Origin of the sequence: Microbacterium sp. NPDC077663, assembly GCF_044542795.1 — a bacterium.
Taxonomy (GTDB): domain Bacteria; phylum Actinomycetota; class Actinomycetes; order Actinomycetales; family Microbacteriaceae; genus Microbacterium.
Genome location: NZ_JBITVE010000001.1, coordinates 339,819 through 355,424, shown reverse-complemented (window position 1 = coordinate 355,424; position 15,606 = coordinate 339,819). Strand labels below are relative to the sequence as shown.

Genomic DNA, 15,606 nt, shown 5'->3' with positions numbered 1-15,606 from the left:
ATCAGAATCCGGGAGTGCGCAGCGCCGTCCACGCGGACGCCGGCCCCTCGCGGCCGTCTTTCAAGGTGTACGACAATCGGTAGTAGTACGTCGTGTCAGATGAGAGTGAACAGAGGCCGTCGCTCGATGTGGCAGCTCCGGGCGCGCAAGCGACGTTTTGAATGGGCACGCGTGTCGGGGCGGGACTGGATGACGGTGTGGCCGCACCCGTTCCGAGCTGACCAGACCCGTTGTACCCCCAGACTCGGATCGTGCCATCTGCTGCGACCGCGACAGTGACGTTGAAGCCGGCCGACATGCTCCCAACTTTCTGCCCGCCGAAGAGCTCCGGCGCCAGGCGCACCGGCGTGGATGAGTTGTTCGTGGTGTTGTTACCGATTTGCCCGTATCGGTTGTCTCCCCACGCGTATGCGACGCCGTCTGCCGCGACGGCGACTGTGATGTTGTACCCGGCGGAGATGCTCGTGATATTCTGCCCGCCGAAAAGCTCTCGCTCCACGCGGACCGGCGTCCCCGAGTTTGTCGTGCTGTTGTTGCCGAGCTGCCCGTACATGTTGTAGCCCCACATGTAGGCGCTGCCATCGGCTGCGAGGGCTGCGGTGTGATTCCCGCCAGCGGAGATGCTCACAATCTCTCGACCCCCGAACACCTCCCTCCCCAACCGCACTGGCGTCAGCGACCGTCCCGTCGTGCTGTTGTTACCGAGCTGCCCGTATCCGTTCAACCCCCACGCGTAAACGCTGCCGTCGGCTGCGAGGGCTGCCGTGTGGTGCGCGCCGGCGGAGACGTTGACGATCCTCTGCCCGCCGAACACGTCCGTCCCCAACCGCACCGGCGTGAGCGACCTTATCGCCGTGCTGTTGTTGCCGAGCTGACCGGAGAGGTTCAACCCCCAGGTGTAGACGCTGCCGTCGGCGGCGACGGCCGCTGTGTGAGTCTCGCCGGCGGAGATGCTGACGATACTTTGACCGCCAAACACTTCCGCGCCCAACCGCACCGGCGTCGACGACACTGTCTGCTTGTTATTACCCAGCTGCCCGTTCCCACCGTTTCCCCACATGTAAACGCTGCCATCGGCTGCAAGGGCCGCTGAGTGGTCCCCTCCGGCGGAAACGCCGACAATCTTCTGCCCACCAAATACGTCCGCCGCCAACCGCACCGGCGTCGGCTGTTCCCTCGGGCTGTTGTTACCGAGCTGCCCGTACCTATTAGCACCCCAGGCGTAGACCGCTCCGTCCGTCGTGAGGGCGATCACGTGGTCGCTGCCGGCGCTGGTGGCGCTGAAAGACACGTCGCGCAGTTGTGGTGCGATGCCACCGGCATCGACCGTGTTCAAGTCGCTGCCGGTGTACACCGTGACCGGGTCACCACCGTCCAGGGTCGTCGAGCGCTCGAGCGTGTACGTCGATGGCATTTTCGCGGCGGGCCAGGTGACGTTCACTGATGATGCGGTCGAGTCCTTCCCGATGGTGGGGGTGAGGGGGCTGAGTGCCGTGGTCACGGGTGTCCAGGCGGACGGCGGCGCGTCCCACCGGCCAAGGGTGTAGCTGAGTCGGTAGTAGTAGGTCGTTTCCGCGGAGAGTGAGCAGGAGCCGTCATCGATAGACTCCGCGTCGGGGACGCACGCCGCTGCGCCGGAGATTGTCACGTGGATCGGTGCGCTGTTTATGGTGGACGTGCTCTGGTTACCGAGCTGTCCGTTCTCGTTGTTGCCCCAGGCGTAAAGGGTGCCATCGTCAGCGATCGCGAGGGTGTGCTGGTCTTTAGCGGTGACGGCGCGGATTTTCTGCGCTCCGAACGAATTCGATTCGAGATGCACCGGCGCCAGCGAGCGGACGGTCGTCCCATTCCCGAGCTGGCCTCGCGAGTTGAATCCCCAGTCGTAGACGGACCCATCTTCCGCGACTGCTGCCGTTTGGGCGAATCCAGCGGCGATGGACGTGATCGCCCGCCCGCCGAACTGCTCCGAGGAGAGATGCACAGGGGTCGACGAGGTGTTGAGTGTGCCGTCTCCGAGCTGTCCGGATCCGTTCCATCCCCACGTGTAGACCGACCCGTCGGTTGCGATCGCCGCGGTGTGGTAGTCCCCCGCGACGATCGTCTTGACCCCTTGCCCTCCGAAGCGCTCCCTGCCAACCTGCGCTGGTGTGTGGGAACGCGGGGCTGCGCCGATGCCGAGTTGCCCGGAGCCGTTGGACCCCCACGCGTAGACGGAGCCGTCGGTGGTGACCGCTACCGTATGGTCGCTGCCCGCGGAGAGGGCCGCGACCTTCTGCCCGCCGAAATGTTGCGCGCCGACGAGAACCGGGTACGGCGCCGAGCCCGTCTTACCGTTGCCGAGCTGCCCTGCCCCATTGGACCCCCAGCTGAACACCGAGCCATCGTCCGCCACCACCACGGTGAAGTAGTCGCCAGCGGCGACGGCGGATATCCTCCGCCCGCCGAATCGGTTCGCATCGATCTCGACCGGTACCCGAGAGGCGACGGTGGTGCCGTTGCCGAGCTGCCCGAAGTTGTTGTTGCCCCAGGTGAAGACCCTCCCGTTCTCTGCCAACGCGACGGAGTGATGATCGCCAGAGGCGACGGCGGTGACCTTCTGTCCTCCGAAGAGCTGGGCCGCTAGATGCACCGGGACCAGCGACCGCGCAGTGGTCCCGTCGCCGAGTTGCCCGCTTCCGTTGCTACCCCAGGCATACACGCTCCCATCCTCCGAGACGCTAAGCGAGTGGTCTTGGCCGCTAGTGATGGCTGTGATGGGAGTGGCAGGGCGTTGGGGAGCGACGTTGCCGATGTCCACGACCGTTGTATCTGTACCCGTGTAGACGTTGATCGGGTTCGCTCCGTCGGGGGTGGTGGAGCGTTGCACGATGTAGGCGGGTTGGAGGGAGGACGCGGTGGTGTCCGTGGGCGTCCACTCGAGCGTGGTGCTGGTGGGAGAGGTCTGGGTGGTGGTGGTGAAGGTGGCGGCGGCGAGGTTCCCGGTGCGCACAGTGTTCTCGGTGACGGTGGTCGCATCGGTGAAGGCTGCGGTGGTGGTGGGGAGCACGCCCAGGATGGCTACGACCGTGAAGGTGAGGCCGGTGAGGACGAAGCGGGTGAGGCGCATGCGGACGGGCTCCAGGACAGTGGTGTAGCGGCGGGGTGAAGGGTGGAGTGGGCGGTGGCGGGTCTGAACGACTGGAACCGCCCACCCCGGCGTTGTTAGGGGTTCTGGGTGGCGTTGACGACGAGATCGAAGGTTGCCGTCTTGTCTTTGACGGTGTTGTCCGCATCGGTGCTCAGCCCGACGGTGACGTCTACCTCGACGGCGGGGTCCGTGGGGGTGAGCGAGCTCACCTTGAGGTGGGGCGGGTCGGCGAGCGTACCGGTGGCCGTTTTCCCATCGGCGGTGATCGCGATGTCTGTCCAGCCTTGGAGGGCGGTGTCACCGGTGATGTTGGAGAGGCTGATGGTGTACTGGAAATCCACGGTGCCGGCGTTGGTGAACACCAGGACGTCCTCGACGGGGAGAAATCCGCCGGGGATGAGGTTGGTGGCGTTGACCGGGACAGGCACGGAGGCGGTGTCGCCGATGGTGAGTTCGGCGGTGCTGACGGTGTTACCGGTGACGGTTTTCTGGTCGGTGAACGCGGCAGTGGTGGCGAGGAACCCGCCGACGCCGAGGGCGATCGCGGTAGCACCGGCGGAGACGGCGACGAGAGCCCGGGTTGGCTTACGTCGGGCGGGTGCCGCGGGGGCGTCGGGGGCGGTGAGGGTGGTGTTCATGAGGGTGGACCTTTCGTGTGGTGAGGTGAGGTGGTGCACGGTGACGGAGGGTGGTGCAGGATCACGGGCGGCACCGTTTGAGGTGCCGGTGGGGCGGGGCGGTTAGCGCCGGACGGGGGTGATGATGGCGGGGTGCAGGATGAGCTGTCCCGGTTCCAATTCCTCCGCGGAAGCGGAAGGTTCGCCGGGAGCCTGGGTAGCGGTGAGGGTGCTGTCGTAGTGGACGGTGCGGCCCTGTCCGGTGTTGTCGACGGTGTCCGCCAGGGTCAGGGTGTACTCCACGGTCGCCGTGGCGCCGGGGAGAAGCCGGAGGCTTGGGGGGGCGGGGCTGTGGTCGAGGGTGCCGATGGAGGTGTGGTCGCCGCCTAGTGTGAGGATGGTGTGGAGGTCGTCGGCGATGGTGCCGGGGTCGGAGGTCACGGTGGTGGTGACAGTGACGTCGAGGGGCATGTCAGTGATGTTGATGACGGTGTACCGCAGGCCGGTCGTGTTCTGCCCGGGGACCAGCGGGGCGGTGGATTGAGCGGTGACCTCGCCGATTCGGATCAGCGCGCACGCGGGCGCAGTGTCTGCGAGGTCGGTGGCGTGCGCGGCGGGGGCGGGGAGTGCGCCGGACAGGATGAGGGCTGCCAGCAGCACGACGAGCGCGGGGGTGCGGGTACGGCGCACCCGGACGATCAGCACCGTGACCCCGGCGGCAAGGAGCACCGCGGCGATCACCGCCACCGGCGCCCAGGTGCTGGCATCAATCCCGGTGGCGGGGAGGGTGTAGCCGCCGTCGCTGGTGACGGTGGTGGTGCACGCCGGGACGCTCACTGCTCGTCCCCTTGTCGGACTGAGTTGTCGGATGCGGTGCGCTGGGTGCGAGCACGGAGGAGTGTTTCGACGTCGTCGACGAGGCCGGGGGCGCCGGGGGCGGCGGTGATGTCGCGGCCCAGGCGTGCGGCGGTGTCCGCGTAGGTGGGGTGGGTGAGGATGTGGCGCACGGCGCGGCGGATCTTCGCGGGCGTGGGGTGGCCGGTGCGCAGGCTGATCCCCGAGCCGGACCAGTGCACCCGGGCGGAGGTTTCAACTTTGTCCTCACTGTCGCCGGCGACCACAATCGGCACCCCGTACCGCATCGCGTGATGCAGCCCGCCGTATCCGCCGTTGGTGACAAACACGCTCGTGCGCGGGAGCAGCTGATCGTAGGGGAGGTAGTCCGCAGCGAACGCATTGTCCGGCAAAGACGGCAAGTCCCCAACGGGGCGGCCGCCGCCGGTGACGACCACCTGCACACGTTCCTTTTCGAGGGCAGTGAGGGCGGGGCCGATGACTTCGGTGAAGTCGGTGTTGGCGACCGTGCCCTGGGTGACATGCACCAGCGGCACCTCCGGATCCAGCTCATCCCACCACGGCGGCAGCGGGATGTCGACGCCTCCGGGGGCGGCCATGGGGCCGTAGAAGCGCAGGTGGTCGGGGCCATCGGGTCGGGGGTATTCGAAGCCTTCGACGGTGAACTGGGCGAGGAGGTCGCTGCGGGAGAGGATGTCCATGAAGAACGCCCCCGACAACCCCGGCGCCCCCAACTCCGCCAGCAGAGCATCGACGCTGCGATGCGCGGGCGCCAGCACCCACCGGGACACCCGATCGAGCACCGCGTTCCGTACCCGCCCGACCGGGACAAACCGGGCGGGGGTGGTGCCGAGGCCGTAGGGGGCGGTGTCGCGGCTGGAGAACCCCGCCGCGCTCACCCCGCATAGCACCGTCACCGGCCGCTTCTCCGCCGGCTGGGCGAACAGCACCTGCACCCCGAGGAAGGTCATGTCGTGGAACACCACGTCCGCGGGCGCGTCTGCGAGCACCTGCAGGAGGGCGCGGCCGGCGGGGGCTGCGGGGCGCACGAATGCTTCCTCCACACCGGCGTTGATGGTGTCCAGGCCACGGTTACGCGACTGCGCCCCCACACTGTCCAGCGTGTCCGCCTCCGCGGGCAGCGCGATGAACTCCACCCCCGCGGCGCGGACGCGGTGCGCGTAGCGGGCGCCGGTGAGCATCCGCACCCGCCAGCCCCGCCGCAGCAACTCCCGGGCCACCACCAGCATCGGCTCCACATGCCCGATCGCCGGCATCGCGCACAACACCGCCGACCGTCGTGACGGCACCCCACTATTTGGCATGGTCGCGAGCATAATCAATAATATACCGTGCAAGCAAGAAGGAACATGGACAACCTGATGACCTCACCGACACGAATACACGTTGCCGCTCACGTCCCTCGCCTCCATCGCGCCCCAATCGGGCAGAGCCGCGCGGGCCGACCAGAGGATGTGGATGCGGTGACAGCTGTTCTGTCGGGGCTTGCGGGTGGGGAAGCTACGGTGTGAGGATGCCGCGCACCTATCACTCCCCGTTGCGGGCTGCGGAAGCCGCCTCCACTCGGACGAGGATCATCACCGCCGCGGCGTCCCTGTTCGTTCGCGATGGGTATGGCGCCACGTCTTTCAGAGCCATCGCCGCCCACGCGGGTGTGTCCGTGCCGACGGTGCAGTTGCAAGGCCCCAAGCATGCTCTGTTGATCGCGGCGTTCGAGGTCAGTTTCGCCGGGGATGAGGGAACGCATCCCCTCACTGAACGTCCCCATGTCGCCCAGATCATGGCCGAGCCTGACACCGACACCGCTCTCGACCGGTATGTCGAGTTCCTCGTTGACGCGAACGCCCGCACGGCCGCACTCACCCGCGTGATGATGGCCGCCGCCGACAGTGACCCTGCCGCCCGCACTGCTTACGAGGACCTCGAGCAGCGCCGGCACCGCGATATGCGCCTGGCCGCGGGATGGTTCGCCAGCCGGGACCGCATCAGCCCTGACGAGATCGATGTGGCGGCTGACCTGCTCGGACATGTCACCGGGGCCGATTCGTATCTGCATTTCACGGGCGCGTGCGGGTGGTCACCCGCCCGTTACGGCGCCTGGCTCACCGGCGAACTCCACCACCTCGGTCACGCCTGTGCGGTGGCGCTGACCGGGGATGATCGCTTAGATCGACTCACCCCGCCCTGACACTCTGCGAGGTGTCACCCTGTCGTCGCCACTTCTTGATGGATGCCGCGCTGGCGGGATGTTCGCAGCGACCGCCTGGGCGGGGCGGGGCCGCCGGAGGCGTCTGCGCGGGGATGCGAATCGTGCCGATGCTGGGGTGGTTCTCAGCGTCAGAGCGGATCATGAGCGGGGTGTGGGCGGCGGTTGAAAGGAGGGTGGGTTGTGGTCGCGCCAGAGCCGCATCGTCGACGGGATGCGCGAGCCCGGGTGAGGGAGCAGAGGCTGACACCGTCCGCGCGAGCCTTCTTCGACGCTCTCGACGAAACTGACCGGGTGAGCGCGCGGGCGTTGGATGCGGCGCGGGTACTCTTCGATATGCTCCCGCACGCCACGGAACACGCCGAGCTGGCTGGCGTCGTCCAGGATCTTCTCAACGAGGTGTACGGGGTCCGCCTCCCGCTCAGCCAATGCGAACAGATAGTGACGATCCTCGCCGGCGGTACCCCCGACGGTCTCCACGGCGCCGGTCCCTGATCTGAAATCCGGTCGATTCCGCCGGGCATCCTCTCGACACCCGCGCCCGACCCGGCGTGCACCGCCGCGAGAGTTTCTCTTTCCTTGTGTCGGCGCTACCCAAACCACGGCCGCAGCGACACGAACGCTGCGTGACGCCGGGTTAGTTCGATGTGGTGTCGGGTCGGAGGAGTGACTCGATTTCTTTGCGCTGCGCGTGGAGCGTGGCCGCGTTGCGGCGCGATGGCCAGGGGCGGAGTCGGGTGATGATGGGCCGGGTGGTGCGCAGCAGGACGACAGCGGTGCCGAAGGGAAGAGTGCGCAGCACGTCGGGCGGGAGGATCGGCACCCGCCTGATCGATCGCTGACTCGAGTGCGCCCCGTGCGCGTCGGTGGTGACGGAGTCGGTGGTCTCGTCCCGATCCCCGATCAGGGTGGACAGGTCCTGGAGGTCGCGGCTGTTGGAGGCGCCGCCGAGGATGATCTTCACGATGGAGGCGTCCCAGATCGCGTTCGCCTGATTTTCACCCCACTTCTCCCGCGCCTGCGCGAGGGATTGCAGCACGGGCAGCGGGGTGATGCCGGTGCCGCCGCCTTCGGCCATCAATGTCGGAAGCGACGGGAGGGGTGCGAGGTTGCCGATCTCGTCTAGGGCGAGCAGCAGCGGCGGGTCCATCCGCGCCCCAGGCGAGCGGGCGGCGATTTTCCGGGCGGTCTCGACGAGGTCTTCGATGAACGCCGCCACCAACGCCGACGATGCTCCCGCCCCCGCACCGGTAGCGAGGAGGTAGAGGGTGCCATTTCCGCGTAGGAACATCTCCGGATCGAATTCCTCACCCGTTGCCGGTGAGACCGCGTCGAGGACGCGGGGATCGGCCAGCGCCGCGAAGGCGAGGGAGACGCCCTGCCAGATCGAGTCCCTGGTGCGCGGGTCGGCTTGCACCATCGCGTCCAGGCTGTCTGCCCAGCCTTCGGCGGCGTCGGGGTGGGAGGAGAGGATCCGGACGGCGTCTGCGGCGAGCGTCGGGTTGAGCGTCCACTGGTAGAGGGTCTTCGCGTCCCGACCATCGAGGGCCGCGGCGTGGAGGAGCGCTTGGATCGCGGCGGTGGTCTTGCCTTCCCAGAACCCGGCGTCCTGCACCCCGCCGAACCCGGTCGCGGTCGCCAGTCCTTTCGCGCGGATCATCGCCGTCAGCGGGTCCTGGCACCCCCGAACCGGCGACCACCGCATCCCCGCCGGCAGCCCCGGTGCGAGATGCTGCGGATCGAACACCGCCACCTTCCCCTTCTCCTGCCGGGCTGTGAGTGTCGCGGTGAGGTTGTCGGGCCGGGTGGAGGTCGTGATCACCGCGCCCGGCGCATCCAAGATCGTGTTGATCACCACATGCAGCCCCTTGCCGGAGCGGGGCGGGCCGATCAGGAGGATCGAGTCCTCGACCGTCGCCCATATCTGCCCGCCCTTCGACGTCCCCAGCAGATACCCGACGTCTCCAGGCTCAGCCTTCTCGCCGGCGAGGGACGGCCGCAGCGTCGCAGCCTTCTTCACCAATGCTTTCGGGGACGCGACCGCGGCGGCCTCAGCGCCGGTGGCGGTCCCGACGAGCCGATGCGGATCGACCCGGCCCCTGCGAACCAAGGCCGCGCGGACGATAAAGACTCCCGCCGCCGTCACGGCGGCGAGGAACACAGCGACGACCAGCCAGTACAGGAACGGGTTCAGCCCCGCCGCCCCCAACGCGGCCCCGGGGTCGAGAGGCGTGGCGAGGACGGCGATACCGGAACTGACCCCGCCGGTGGGCTGCGGGAGCCCGGTAAGGAGCGCCGTCACCGACCCGGCCGCGCGCAGGAGGCCGGCGAAGCAGGCGGCGGCGATCATCGCGCCGAGGGCGAGGTTGATGAACAGGTCATTGGCGGGTTTCGCCTGCACAGGACCAGACATGACAGGACACCTTCCTGCCCCGCACCGACTAGATGGTGCGGGGCAGGAGAACAGGTGCGACACCGCGCCCCCGCGGTCAGCCACTGTCAGAGTGAGCCAGCGCCGGGCTCAGTCGGTGCGGTGGATCGTGAAGGTCTCGGAGATCCGGCCGAGCAAGATCAGCTCCCCAGGAACGTCCGGGAGCTCGGTCCGGTCGAGGAGGGCGCGTGCGTGACCGGTGTGGTCGGCGCAGGTGTGCCGGAGGATCACCGCGACCGCGACATCCTCGCCGGGCACGTACCCGTCCCCGGCGAACTCCACCAGCTCCGACGCCGCAGGCCGCGCCCTCCCGGGCTCGCCGGTCGCCGGATCGTCGGGACCGGGTGGGGGTGGCGTGAGGATGTCGGCGTGGACGGTGCCGTCGATCTCCCTCACCTCCACCCGCGTCGGGGTCCCGAGAAGAGCGACGAGCTCGGCGACGGTCTTGTGCACCTCGGTCCGGTTGATCGGGGCGGCGGTAACCGTGTCGCCGTTCACGGTCGCGATCAGCGTGTCCGCGCTGACCGCCTCGAGAACGATCTGCGGCAGCACCGCCGGCACCACCCGCCCCGGCGAGGTCCGACCGGCGCCTCCGCGGCGCGGTCGCCGGGGACGACCCTGCTGCCCGCTCACCGCGTCGCCTCCCGGGAGATCCGTGACGGACGGGGATGGTGTTGTTCTGCGGCTCATGCCGGCCAGGTACGTCCCGGATCTTCCCGCCCGGTGTGCTCCGCGACGGGCGGATCCGGCGTGAGGGCTGCTTCACGCGCGAGCACATCGTGCAGGGCTCGTGCCCATGTTTCCGCGATCGTCAGCAGCTCCCGATAGTCCTGTGATGCGATCTCGCCTTCGCCGTGCGACACCCACATGTAGGAGCCGTCCGGTTGTGGAAGGTACGCCTCGGCCACCCACGTCCACGATCCCGGTACCCGGTCTTCGTCAGACCAGCCGACCCCGGGTGGGTAGTGTTCCTCGATCGCGAACCGGGGAGAGGAGCCTCCCACCGGGTATAGGACGAAGTGCTCGCCGCCGAAGGTCAGCGGGTCCTCGGAGAAGAACACCACGTGATCTTCGAACTGCTTCTCGATGCGGTGCAGCCCGTCGTCGAGCGCCATCATGTTCCGCGTCAGCTCCTCCTCGCTCAGCACCACGGTCGGACTTCCCCGGGCGAGAACCGGCCAGATCTCTGGTGCGGAACGGGCACGAGGCGTACCCTCATGACAGACCCCCTCCCGGGGCCATGACGGCATGCTTCCGCGGGATCTGGCCCATGCGCTGGGTCGTGTCGAAGGCCCGCAGTTCCTCGGGGTGCAGTTGGTGTTGGACGACGTAGCTGGACTCCTTGATCCGCCACAGCCCCTGCCCCGTTCCCAGCGTCGGCAACAGTTTCTGCTCGGTGCCGGTCAGGCCCAGCGTCTTCGCGGTCGTCCCGATCTGATCCGACTCCTGCCGGTAGATGATCCGCGACTCCGCATTCGCGAGCAGACTGCCTGCGAGGCTGCGCATGGCGGAGCCGGAGTCGCCGACGTTGTCGAGGTCGGTGAGCTTATGGAAGATCAGCAGGTTCGCGATCCCGTAGTGGCGGGCCAGCCGCCAATGCGCGTCCATCCGCTTCAACAACGCGGGGTGCGACATGAGCCGCCACGCCTCGTCGTAGACAACCCACCGTTGCCCACCGTTCGGGTCCAGGAGAGCGGATTCCATCCACGCGGACGAGCACGTCATCAGCACCGAGATGAGCGTGGAGTTCTCCACCACCCGGGACAGATCGAGGGTGATCATCGGCAGCGACGGGTCGAACGACACCGTGCTGGGCCCGTCGAACAGGCCGGCGAGATCTCCCGCGACCAGCCGCCGGAGAGCATGCCCGACCATGCGTCCGTCCTCCGCGAGCCGCTCGTCCCCTCCGGGATCGGGGCTGAGGATGCGGTCGACGACCATCGGCAGGATCGGCACCGTTGCTGTTGACACGACGTCTTGCAGGGCGATGTCGATGACCGTGTGCTCCAACGGCGACAGCGCCCGTTCCAGCACTGTCTCGGCAAGCGCCCCGATGAGGTCGCGGCGGCGCGCGGCGACGGTCGACGCCCATTCGGCGCCGGAGAGGCCGGCGGGCCGGTAACCCTCGTCGAGCGGGTTGAGGCGGTTGCGGAGCCCGTGGCCGAGGACGATTGCCTTCCCGCCGACGGCTTCCGCGACGGGTGTGTGCTCGCCTTTCGGGTCGCCGGGGACGTAGACGCGCCGTCCGAACGGGATCGACCGTGTGTAGAGCGACTTGGCGAGCGATGACTTCCCGGAGCCGACGATACCGGCGAGGACCAGGTTCGGGGCGGTGATGATGCCCCGCTGGTACAGCCGCCACGGGTCGTAGACGAAACTGCCGCCGGAGTACATGTCCTGCCCGACGAACACGCCCTGACTGCCGAGGCCGCCTTCGGCGAGGAACGGATACGCGCCCCGCAGCGCCGCCGACGTGTCCTGATGCGCCGGCACCCGGAACGGACGGTACGACCGCAACGCCGCCCTCCCCGGCTCCCCGCCGGGCGGGAGGTAGAGGGTCGAGCGCGCCTCGGCACGCTCCGCGTCCGCCCGCTCCCGGGCCTGTCGCCGCTGTTCGGCATGCTCGCGGGCGACGACCTGACGGGCGGCCCGTTCACGCGCTTTATGGGCGCGTTTCTCAGTGCCGTCCTCGACCAGCACCGTCGAGAACAACTTCTTGGGGTTCGAAGCCACGGTGACGTCCCTCTCCTTCGTCGATACAGGGAGGTACGTCTGCCTTGTGTTGCTGACCATTGCTCCTACCCACGTGTGAGGTGTCGGTGTGCTCACGAGTGTCGATGAGCCAACTCTCCGCGCGGGCTCACCGCCCGCCGCGCACCAGAGGAAGTCGCCGAGGCGTGCGCCGTCGGCTTCGAATTCGTCCTCAGTAAGCTCTTTGACACCACCAGTTGCAGGCCGCTGCGGCCCACCTTCTCTGGTGAGCAGCCGACTCGTTCGTTTGCTACTCGAGGCCGACATGTGCACGATGGCAACTTGCCGGTGCTGGCCGGTCCGGCACTCGCGGACGGCTGCTGCCGCGTTATGGGCGTAGTTCGCGGCGGCGGGTCAGGTTGAGTTTGCGGAGGATGGTGGCGGCGTGGTTGTCCACGGTGCGGCGGGAGAGGTGCAGGGTGGTGGCGATCTCTGTGCTGGTGGCGCCGTTGGCGAGGAGGGCCGCGATGCGGTTTTCCTGTGGCGTGAGGAGGGGGCTGTAGGTGCCGCCGCGGTGTGCCTTCAGGGGTGCGAGTCTGGTAAAGGCGTGGGCGCCGAGAGCGGTGAACCTCTCGTGCGCGTCTTGGAGAAGATCGGACGCACGGTCAGCGTCCCCGTTACGTTGCAGCAGTGAGCCCGCTTCCATCGTGCTCCACGCGGCGAGTACCGGGTCGTGCGGGCCGAGGGACGTCAGCAGCTGCGACACAGCATCCCAAACCCCTTGGGGATCGCCGTCGAGATCCGCGTCCCATGCTGTGCTGAGTGACTTCCCTGGCTCGTCCTTGCCCGCAAGGACAGCCGTTGGTTCCTTGCGACGGCTTGTGGTGGCGCCGGGGGCGAGGTGGTGCGCGACGGTGGTCCACCAGTGCCATTCGGTGGGTGTGTAGAGGAGGCGGTAGCCGGGGTCGGCTGTGTTGTGGAGGACGGTGCGCAGAGTCACGCCGTCATTTCGTTGGAGGGCGGAGAGGAGTTTGGCGTGCAGCAGGATCGCGTCGATGTGTTGCGTCCATCGCAGTTGCTGGATCGCGTTGGTGCGCTTGATGAGGTCGAGGTGGCGGGGGGATCCATCGGCGGTCGCGCGGAGCGTGTCGAGGGCGAGTGCGGTGTCGGTGGCCCAGAGGGTGTTCGTGGTGCGCGCGGCGGCAGCGACGGCGTCGACGACGTCGCGGGCCTCGTCCCACTGCCCAGACCGGAACAGCACGAGGGCGAGGAGGGATTGCCCACCGATGCGCGGCGACGCGGGGTGTGCGGGCAGGAGAGGGATGGCCCGCCGCAGCGTGGCGGCGGCATCGAGAAACTGTCCGCGTCCGGCTTGGACGTGCCCGAGAGCAACCAGTGCTGCGGCGTGATGATCACGCAACTGATTCTGCTCCCGCATTGCCGTGAGCGCGCGGTCGACGACGTCGTAAGCGTCGTGCCCGGCGTGGGTGTTCCACTGCGTCAAAACTCTTACCGCCATCAGCGTGTACCACGCCCACGCGATAGTAGCGTCCTCGTCTGGCGCTTTGGGGGCGGGTGGATGAGCGGCGCTGAGGTTGAGGCCCGCGAGGGCGAGGTTCGTGAACTCGTGCGCCGCCTCCCACCGGGCTGTGTCGAGGAGAATCAGTGCCGCCGAGGTGGCAAGTGCGGCGGCGACGGCGGGAGCTGTGGCGAGCAGTTGTCTCGTCGCGCCGGTCGCGGTGCGGATGCCGTTCTCCGTGATCGTGCCGGTCCATAATCCGACGAAGCTGACCGCGGCGGAGCGTTCCGCCGACGCAGGGAGCGTCTCGATGTCAGCGATCGCGGTGACAAGCTCGGACTCGTTCGGGTCAAACACCTCCAGGGAGGTCGCCTCGGCCGCAATCGCCGGCAGCAGCAACCTTCCGTCTCCGGCGGCGAGGGCGGCCGCGATCGCCTCGCGTGCTGTCTCCCTCCGGTCCGACCCGAATGCACGCTCCAGGATCACATCTCCGCTGTGACCAGCCCCACCCATTCACTGTCCCTTCCGTCCCACCATTTTCCCCCACCACCGTCGCACTCACCACCCGCACCGGTTGGAATGGTCTCCGAGGTCATGCCGGCATCGCGATGGAGCGTGTTCCGGTGTCCGGTCGGTGGCCGGAAGTTGAGTACAAACTACCCATGCATGTCCAGCGCAACGGTCGCTAGCGTCTCCATGCGGCCACCCGGGCCGCGCCACTAGGGGCAATCTGCATGTCTACTTCTCAAGGCTCATGGGTGACCTGCACGCCGGACGGCCCTCTGCGACGACCGACGCGGCGATCGCGGTCCCGGCATAGTGCCGCCGCGCAACAATCGATAGCAGGCGCCTGATGAATGTGGAGGATGTATGCACGAGCACCATCGGCAGCGACGGCGCCGGACCGCTCGCCGCCACCGGCGTCGATGGTTCCATTCTGGGGTCGCTGGCATTCATCGCGGCAGCTTCGTTGATCGCCGGGGTCATCGTCCTGCTATGCCGCCGCCGTGCCGTTGCAGGCACCGTCGCCGCTGCGGGGCTGATCGCGATTGTGGTGTTCGCCACGAGCCCAACGTCGCCCGCGGCAGCACAGGAGTCCGGCACCGGCTGTTCGCTCATCCACATCGACTCGGTACAAGCCTCAAACCCAACCGAGCTCCTGCCCGGCCAGAGCGCGGATGGGTTGCGGTATCACGTGACCAACATCGCCGCGTTCCCCATCGACGTGGTCATCGGCACCACCCTGCCCGATGGTGGGGGAACGCTCGAGAACACCCTTCAGGCCACTGTCACCGTTCAAGGTACGGAGTCGGATAAATCCGTGTTCGCTGATTCGCCGGGCGGCGGCCCGATCCTTCTGGAACCCGGCAACTCGCTGACCGTGGACTATCTCGTCGCGCTCCCGGACGCCGCCGACAACTCCGCCCAGTCTCAGACCCTTTCCTACGACAGCACGGTCACCGCAACCCAGCGGTGACACGTGAACACCCCACGCACCACCTCCCGCTCCATCACACATGACGGCGACCCGACCGGGCGACCAGAAAGGCCACACCATGACCGACACCCTCACCCCACCGCCCCTCGATGACATCGCTGCACCGCGGAGTCGCCGACCGGGCAAGCGAACCCTCCTCGCCTCCGCCGCTGTTCTCGCTGCCCTCACCCTGGGTGCAGGCGGGTTCTGGGCGACCGGAGCGTTCTTCACCGACGAGGAGACCGTGACCGGCAACAGCGTCAGCACAGGCTCCCTCACCATCGGCGAAACCATTAAGACACCTCTCACGGTGTCCGGTATGCTTCCCGGGCAGACCGCCGACCCCGCCGAGGTGCTCACGTTCGAGAACACCGGTACCACCGCGTTCACGTACACCGTCACCCTCGACAACGTTGCCCCCGGTGCTGACGCGCCAGCCGGCCTTCCCGGATGGATCCCCGTCACGATCACCAGCGGTGGACAAGCCGCGACCGGCACCCTCGCAGCCCCGCCCGAGGTCACCGTTGCCTCCCTCGCGGAGGACACCGCCGCCGCGGTGACCGTGGAGGTCGGTCTCTCCGATGATGCGGACAACACCGCACAGGGCAAGAGCGTCACCTTCGACGTCGCGGTCACCGCCGAACAGATCCCCTAGATCTGTC

The 15,606-nt window shown here is 67.9% G+C and carries 13 protein-coding genes; 4 read left to right on the top strand and 9 right to left on the bottom strand.

Features of this window, described 5'->3' with window-relative positions; translation table 11 throughout:
- Position 1: 1 nt before the first annotated feature.
- The 4 genes from ACIGEP_RS01685 to ACIGEP_RS01670 form a co-directional block, all read right to left on the bottom strand.
- Complete coding sequence (locus ACIGEP_RS01685) at positions 2–3,106, bottom strand: RCC1 domain-containing protein (protein ID WP_396659904.1); 3,105 nt, start codon at positions 3,104–3,106, stop codon at positions 2–4.
- A gap of 95 nt (positions 3,107–3,201) precedes the next feature.
- Positions 3,202–3,765 carry a hypothetical protein gene (locus ACIGEP_RS01680; RefSeq protein ID WP_396659903.1) on the bottom strand — a complete coding sequence of 188 codons (564 nt, stop codon included), beginning with the start codon at positions 3,763–3,765 and terminating at the stop codon, positions 3,202–3,204.
- A 102-nt stretch (positions 3,766–3,867) separates the two neighbouring features.
- Positions 3,868–4,581: an LPXTG cell wall anchor domain-containing protein gene (locus ACIGEP_RS01675; protein WP_396659902.1), complete on the bottom strand. Its 714-nt coding sequence runs from the start codon at positions 4,579–4,581 to the stop codon at positions 3,868–3,870.
- Positions 4,578–5,936, bottom strand: a complete 1,359-nt coding sequence (locus ACIGEP_RS01670; RefSeq protein WP_396659901.1) for a glycosyltransferase — start codon at positions 5,934–5,936, stop codon at positions 4,578–4,580. The genes ACIGEP_RS01675 and ACIGEP_RS01670 overlap by 4 nt, the downstream gene beginning before the upstream one ends.
- Before the next feature lie 197 nt (positions 5,937–6,133).
- Between ACIGEP_RS01670 and ACIGEP_RS01665 the strand changes: the two genes are divergently transcribed.
- Positions 6,134–6,808, top strand: coding sequence for a TetR/AcrR family transcriptional regulator (locus ACIGEP_RS01665; protein WP_396659900.1), 675 nt, complete (start codon positions 6,134–6,136; stop codon positions 6,806–6,808).
- 246 nt (positions 6,809–7,054) lie between these two features.
- Entirely contained in the window at positions 7,055–7,321 is a 267-nt protein-coding gene (locus ACIGEP_RS01660) for a hypothetical protein (protein ID WP_396659899.1), read from the top strand.
- A gap of 142 nt (positions 7,322–7,463) precedes the next feature.
- On the opposite strand, the gene ACIGEP_RS01655 is transcribed toward ACIGEP_RS01660, so the two are convergent.
- The 5 genes from ACIGEP_RS01655 to ACIGEP_RS01635 all read right to left on the bottom strand — a co-directional run bounded on the left by ACIGEP_RS01655 (position 7,464) and on the right by ACIGEP_RS01635 (position 13,980).
- Entirely contained in the window at positions 7,464–9,239 is a 1,776-nt protein-coding gene (locus ACIGEP_RS01655) for a type IV secretory system conjugative DNA transfer family protein (protein WP_396659898.1), read from the bottom strand.
- Between the two features lie 108 nt (positions 9,240–9,347).
- Positions 9,348–9,890, bottom strand: a complete 543-nt coding sequence (locus tag ACIGEP_RS01650) for a hypothetical protein (RefSeq protein ID WP_396659897.1) — start codon at positions 9,888–9,890, stop codon at positions 9,348–9,350.
- 53 nt (positions 9,891–9,943) lie between these two features.
- Positions 9,944–10,408, bottom strand: a complete 465-nt coding sequence (locus ACIGEP_RS01645; protein WP_396659896.1) for a hypothetical protein — start codon at positions 10,406–10,408, stop codon at positions 9,944–9,946.
- A 64-nt stretch (positions 10,409–10,472) separates the two neighbouring features.
- Positions 10,473–11,990, bottom strand: coding sequence for an ATP-binding protein (locus tag ACIGEP_RS01640; RefSeq protein WP_396659895.1), 1,518 nt, complete (start codon positions 11,988–11,990; stop codon positions 10,473–10,475).
- A 346-nt stretch (positions 11,991–12,336) separates the two neighbouring features.
- A complete protein-coding gene (locus ACIGEP_RS01635) occupies positions 12,337–13,980 on the bottom strand; it encodes a LuxR C-terminal-related transcriptional regulator (RefSeq protein ID WP_396659894.1) in 1,644 nt (547 codons plus the stop codon).
- Between the two features lie 340 nt (positions 13,981–14,320).
- On the opposite strand from ACIGEP_RS01635, the gene ACIGEP_RS01630 reads away from it, so the two are divergent.
- Entirely contained in the window at positions 14,321–14,944 is a 624-nt protein-coding gene (locus tag ACIGEP_RS01630) for a hypothetical protein (RefSeq protein WP_396659893.1), read from the top strand.
- 79 nt (positions 14,945–15,023) lie between these two features.
- Entirely contained in the window at positions 15,024–15,599 is a 576-nt protein-coding gene (locus ACIGEP_RS01625) for a hypothetical protein (RefSeq protein ID WP_396659892.1), read from the top strand.
- The last annotated feature ends 7 nt before the right edge of the window (positions 15,600–15,606 follow it).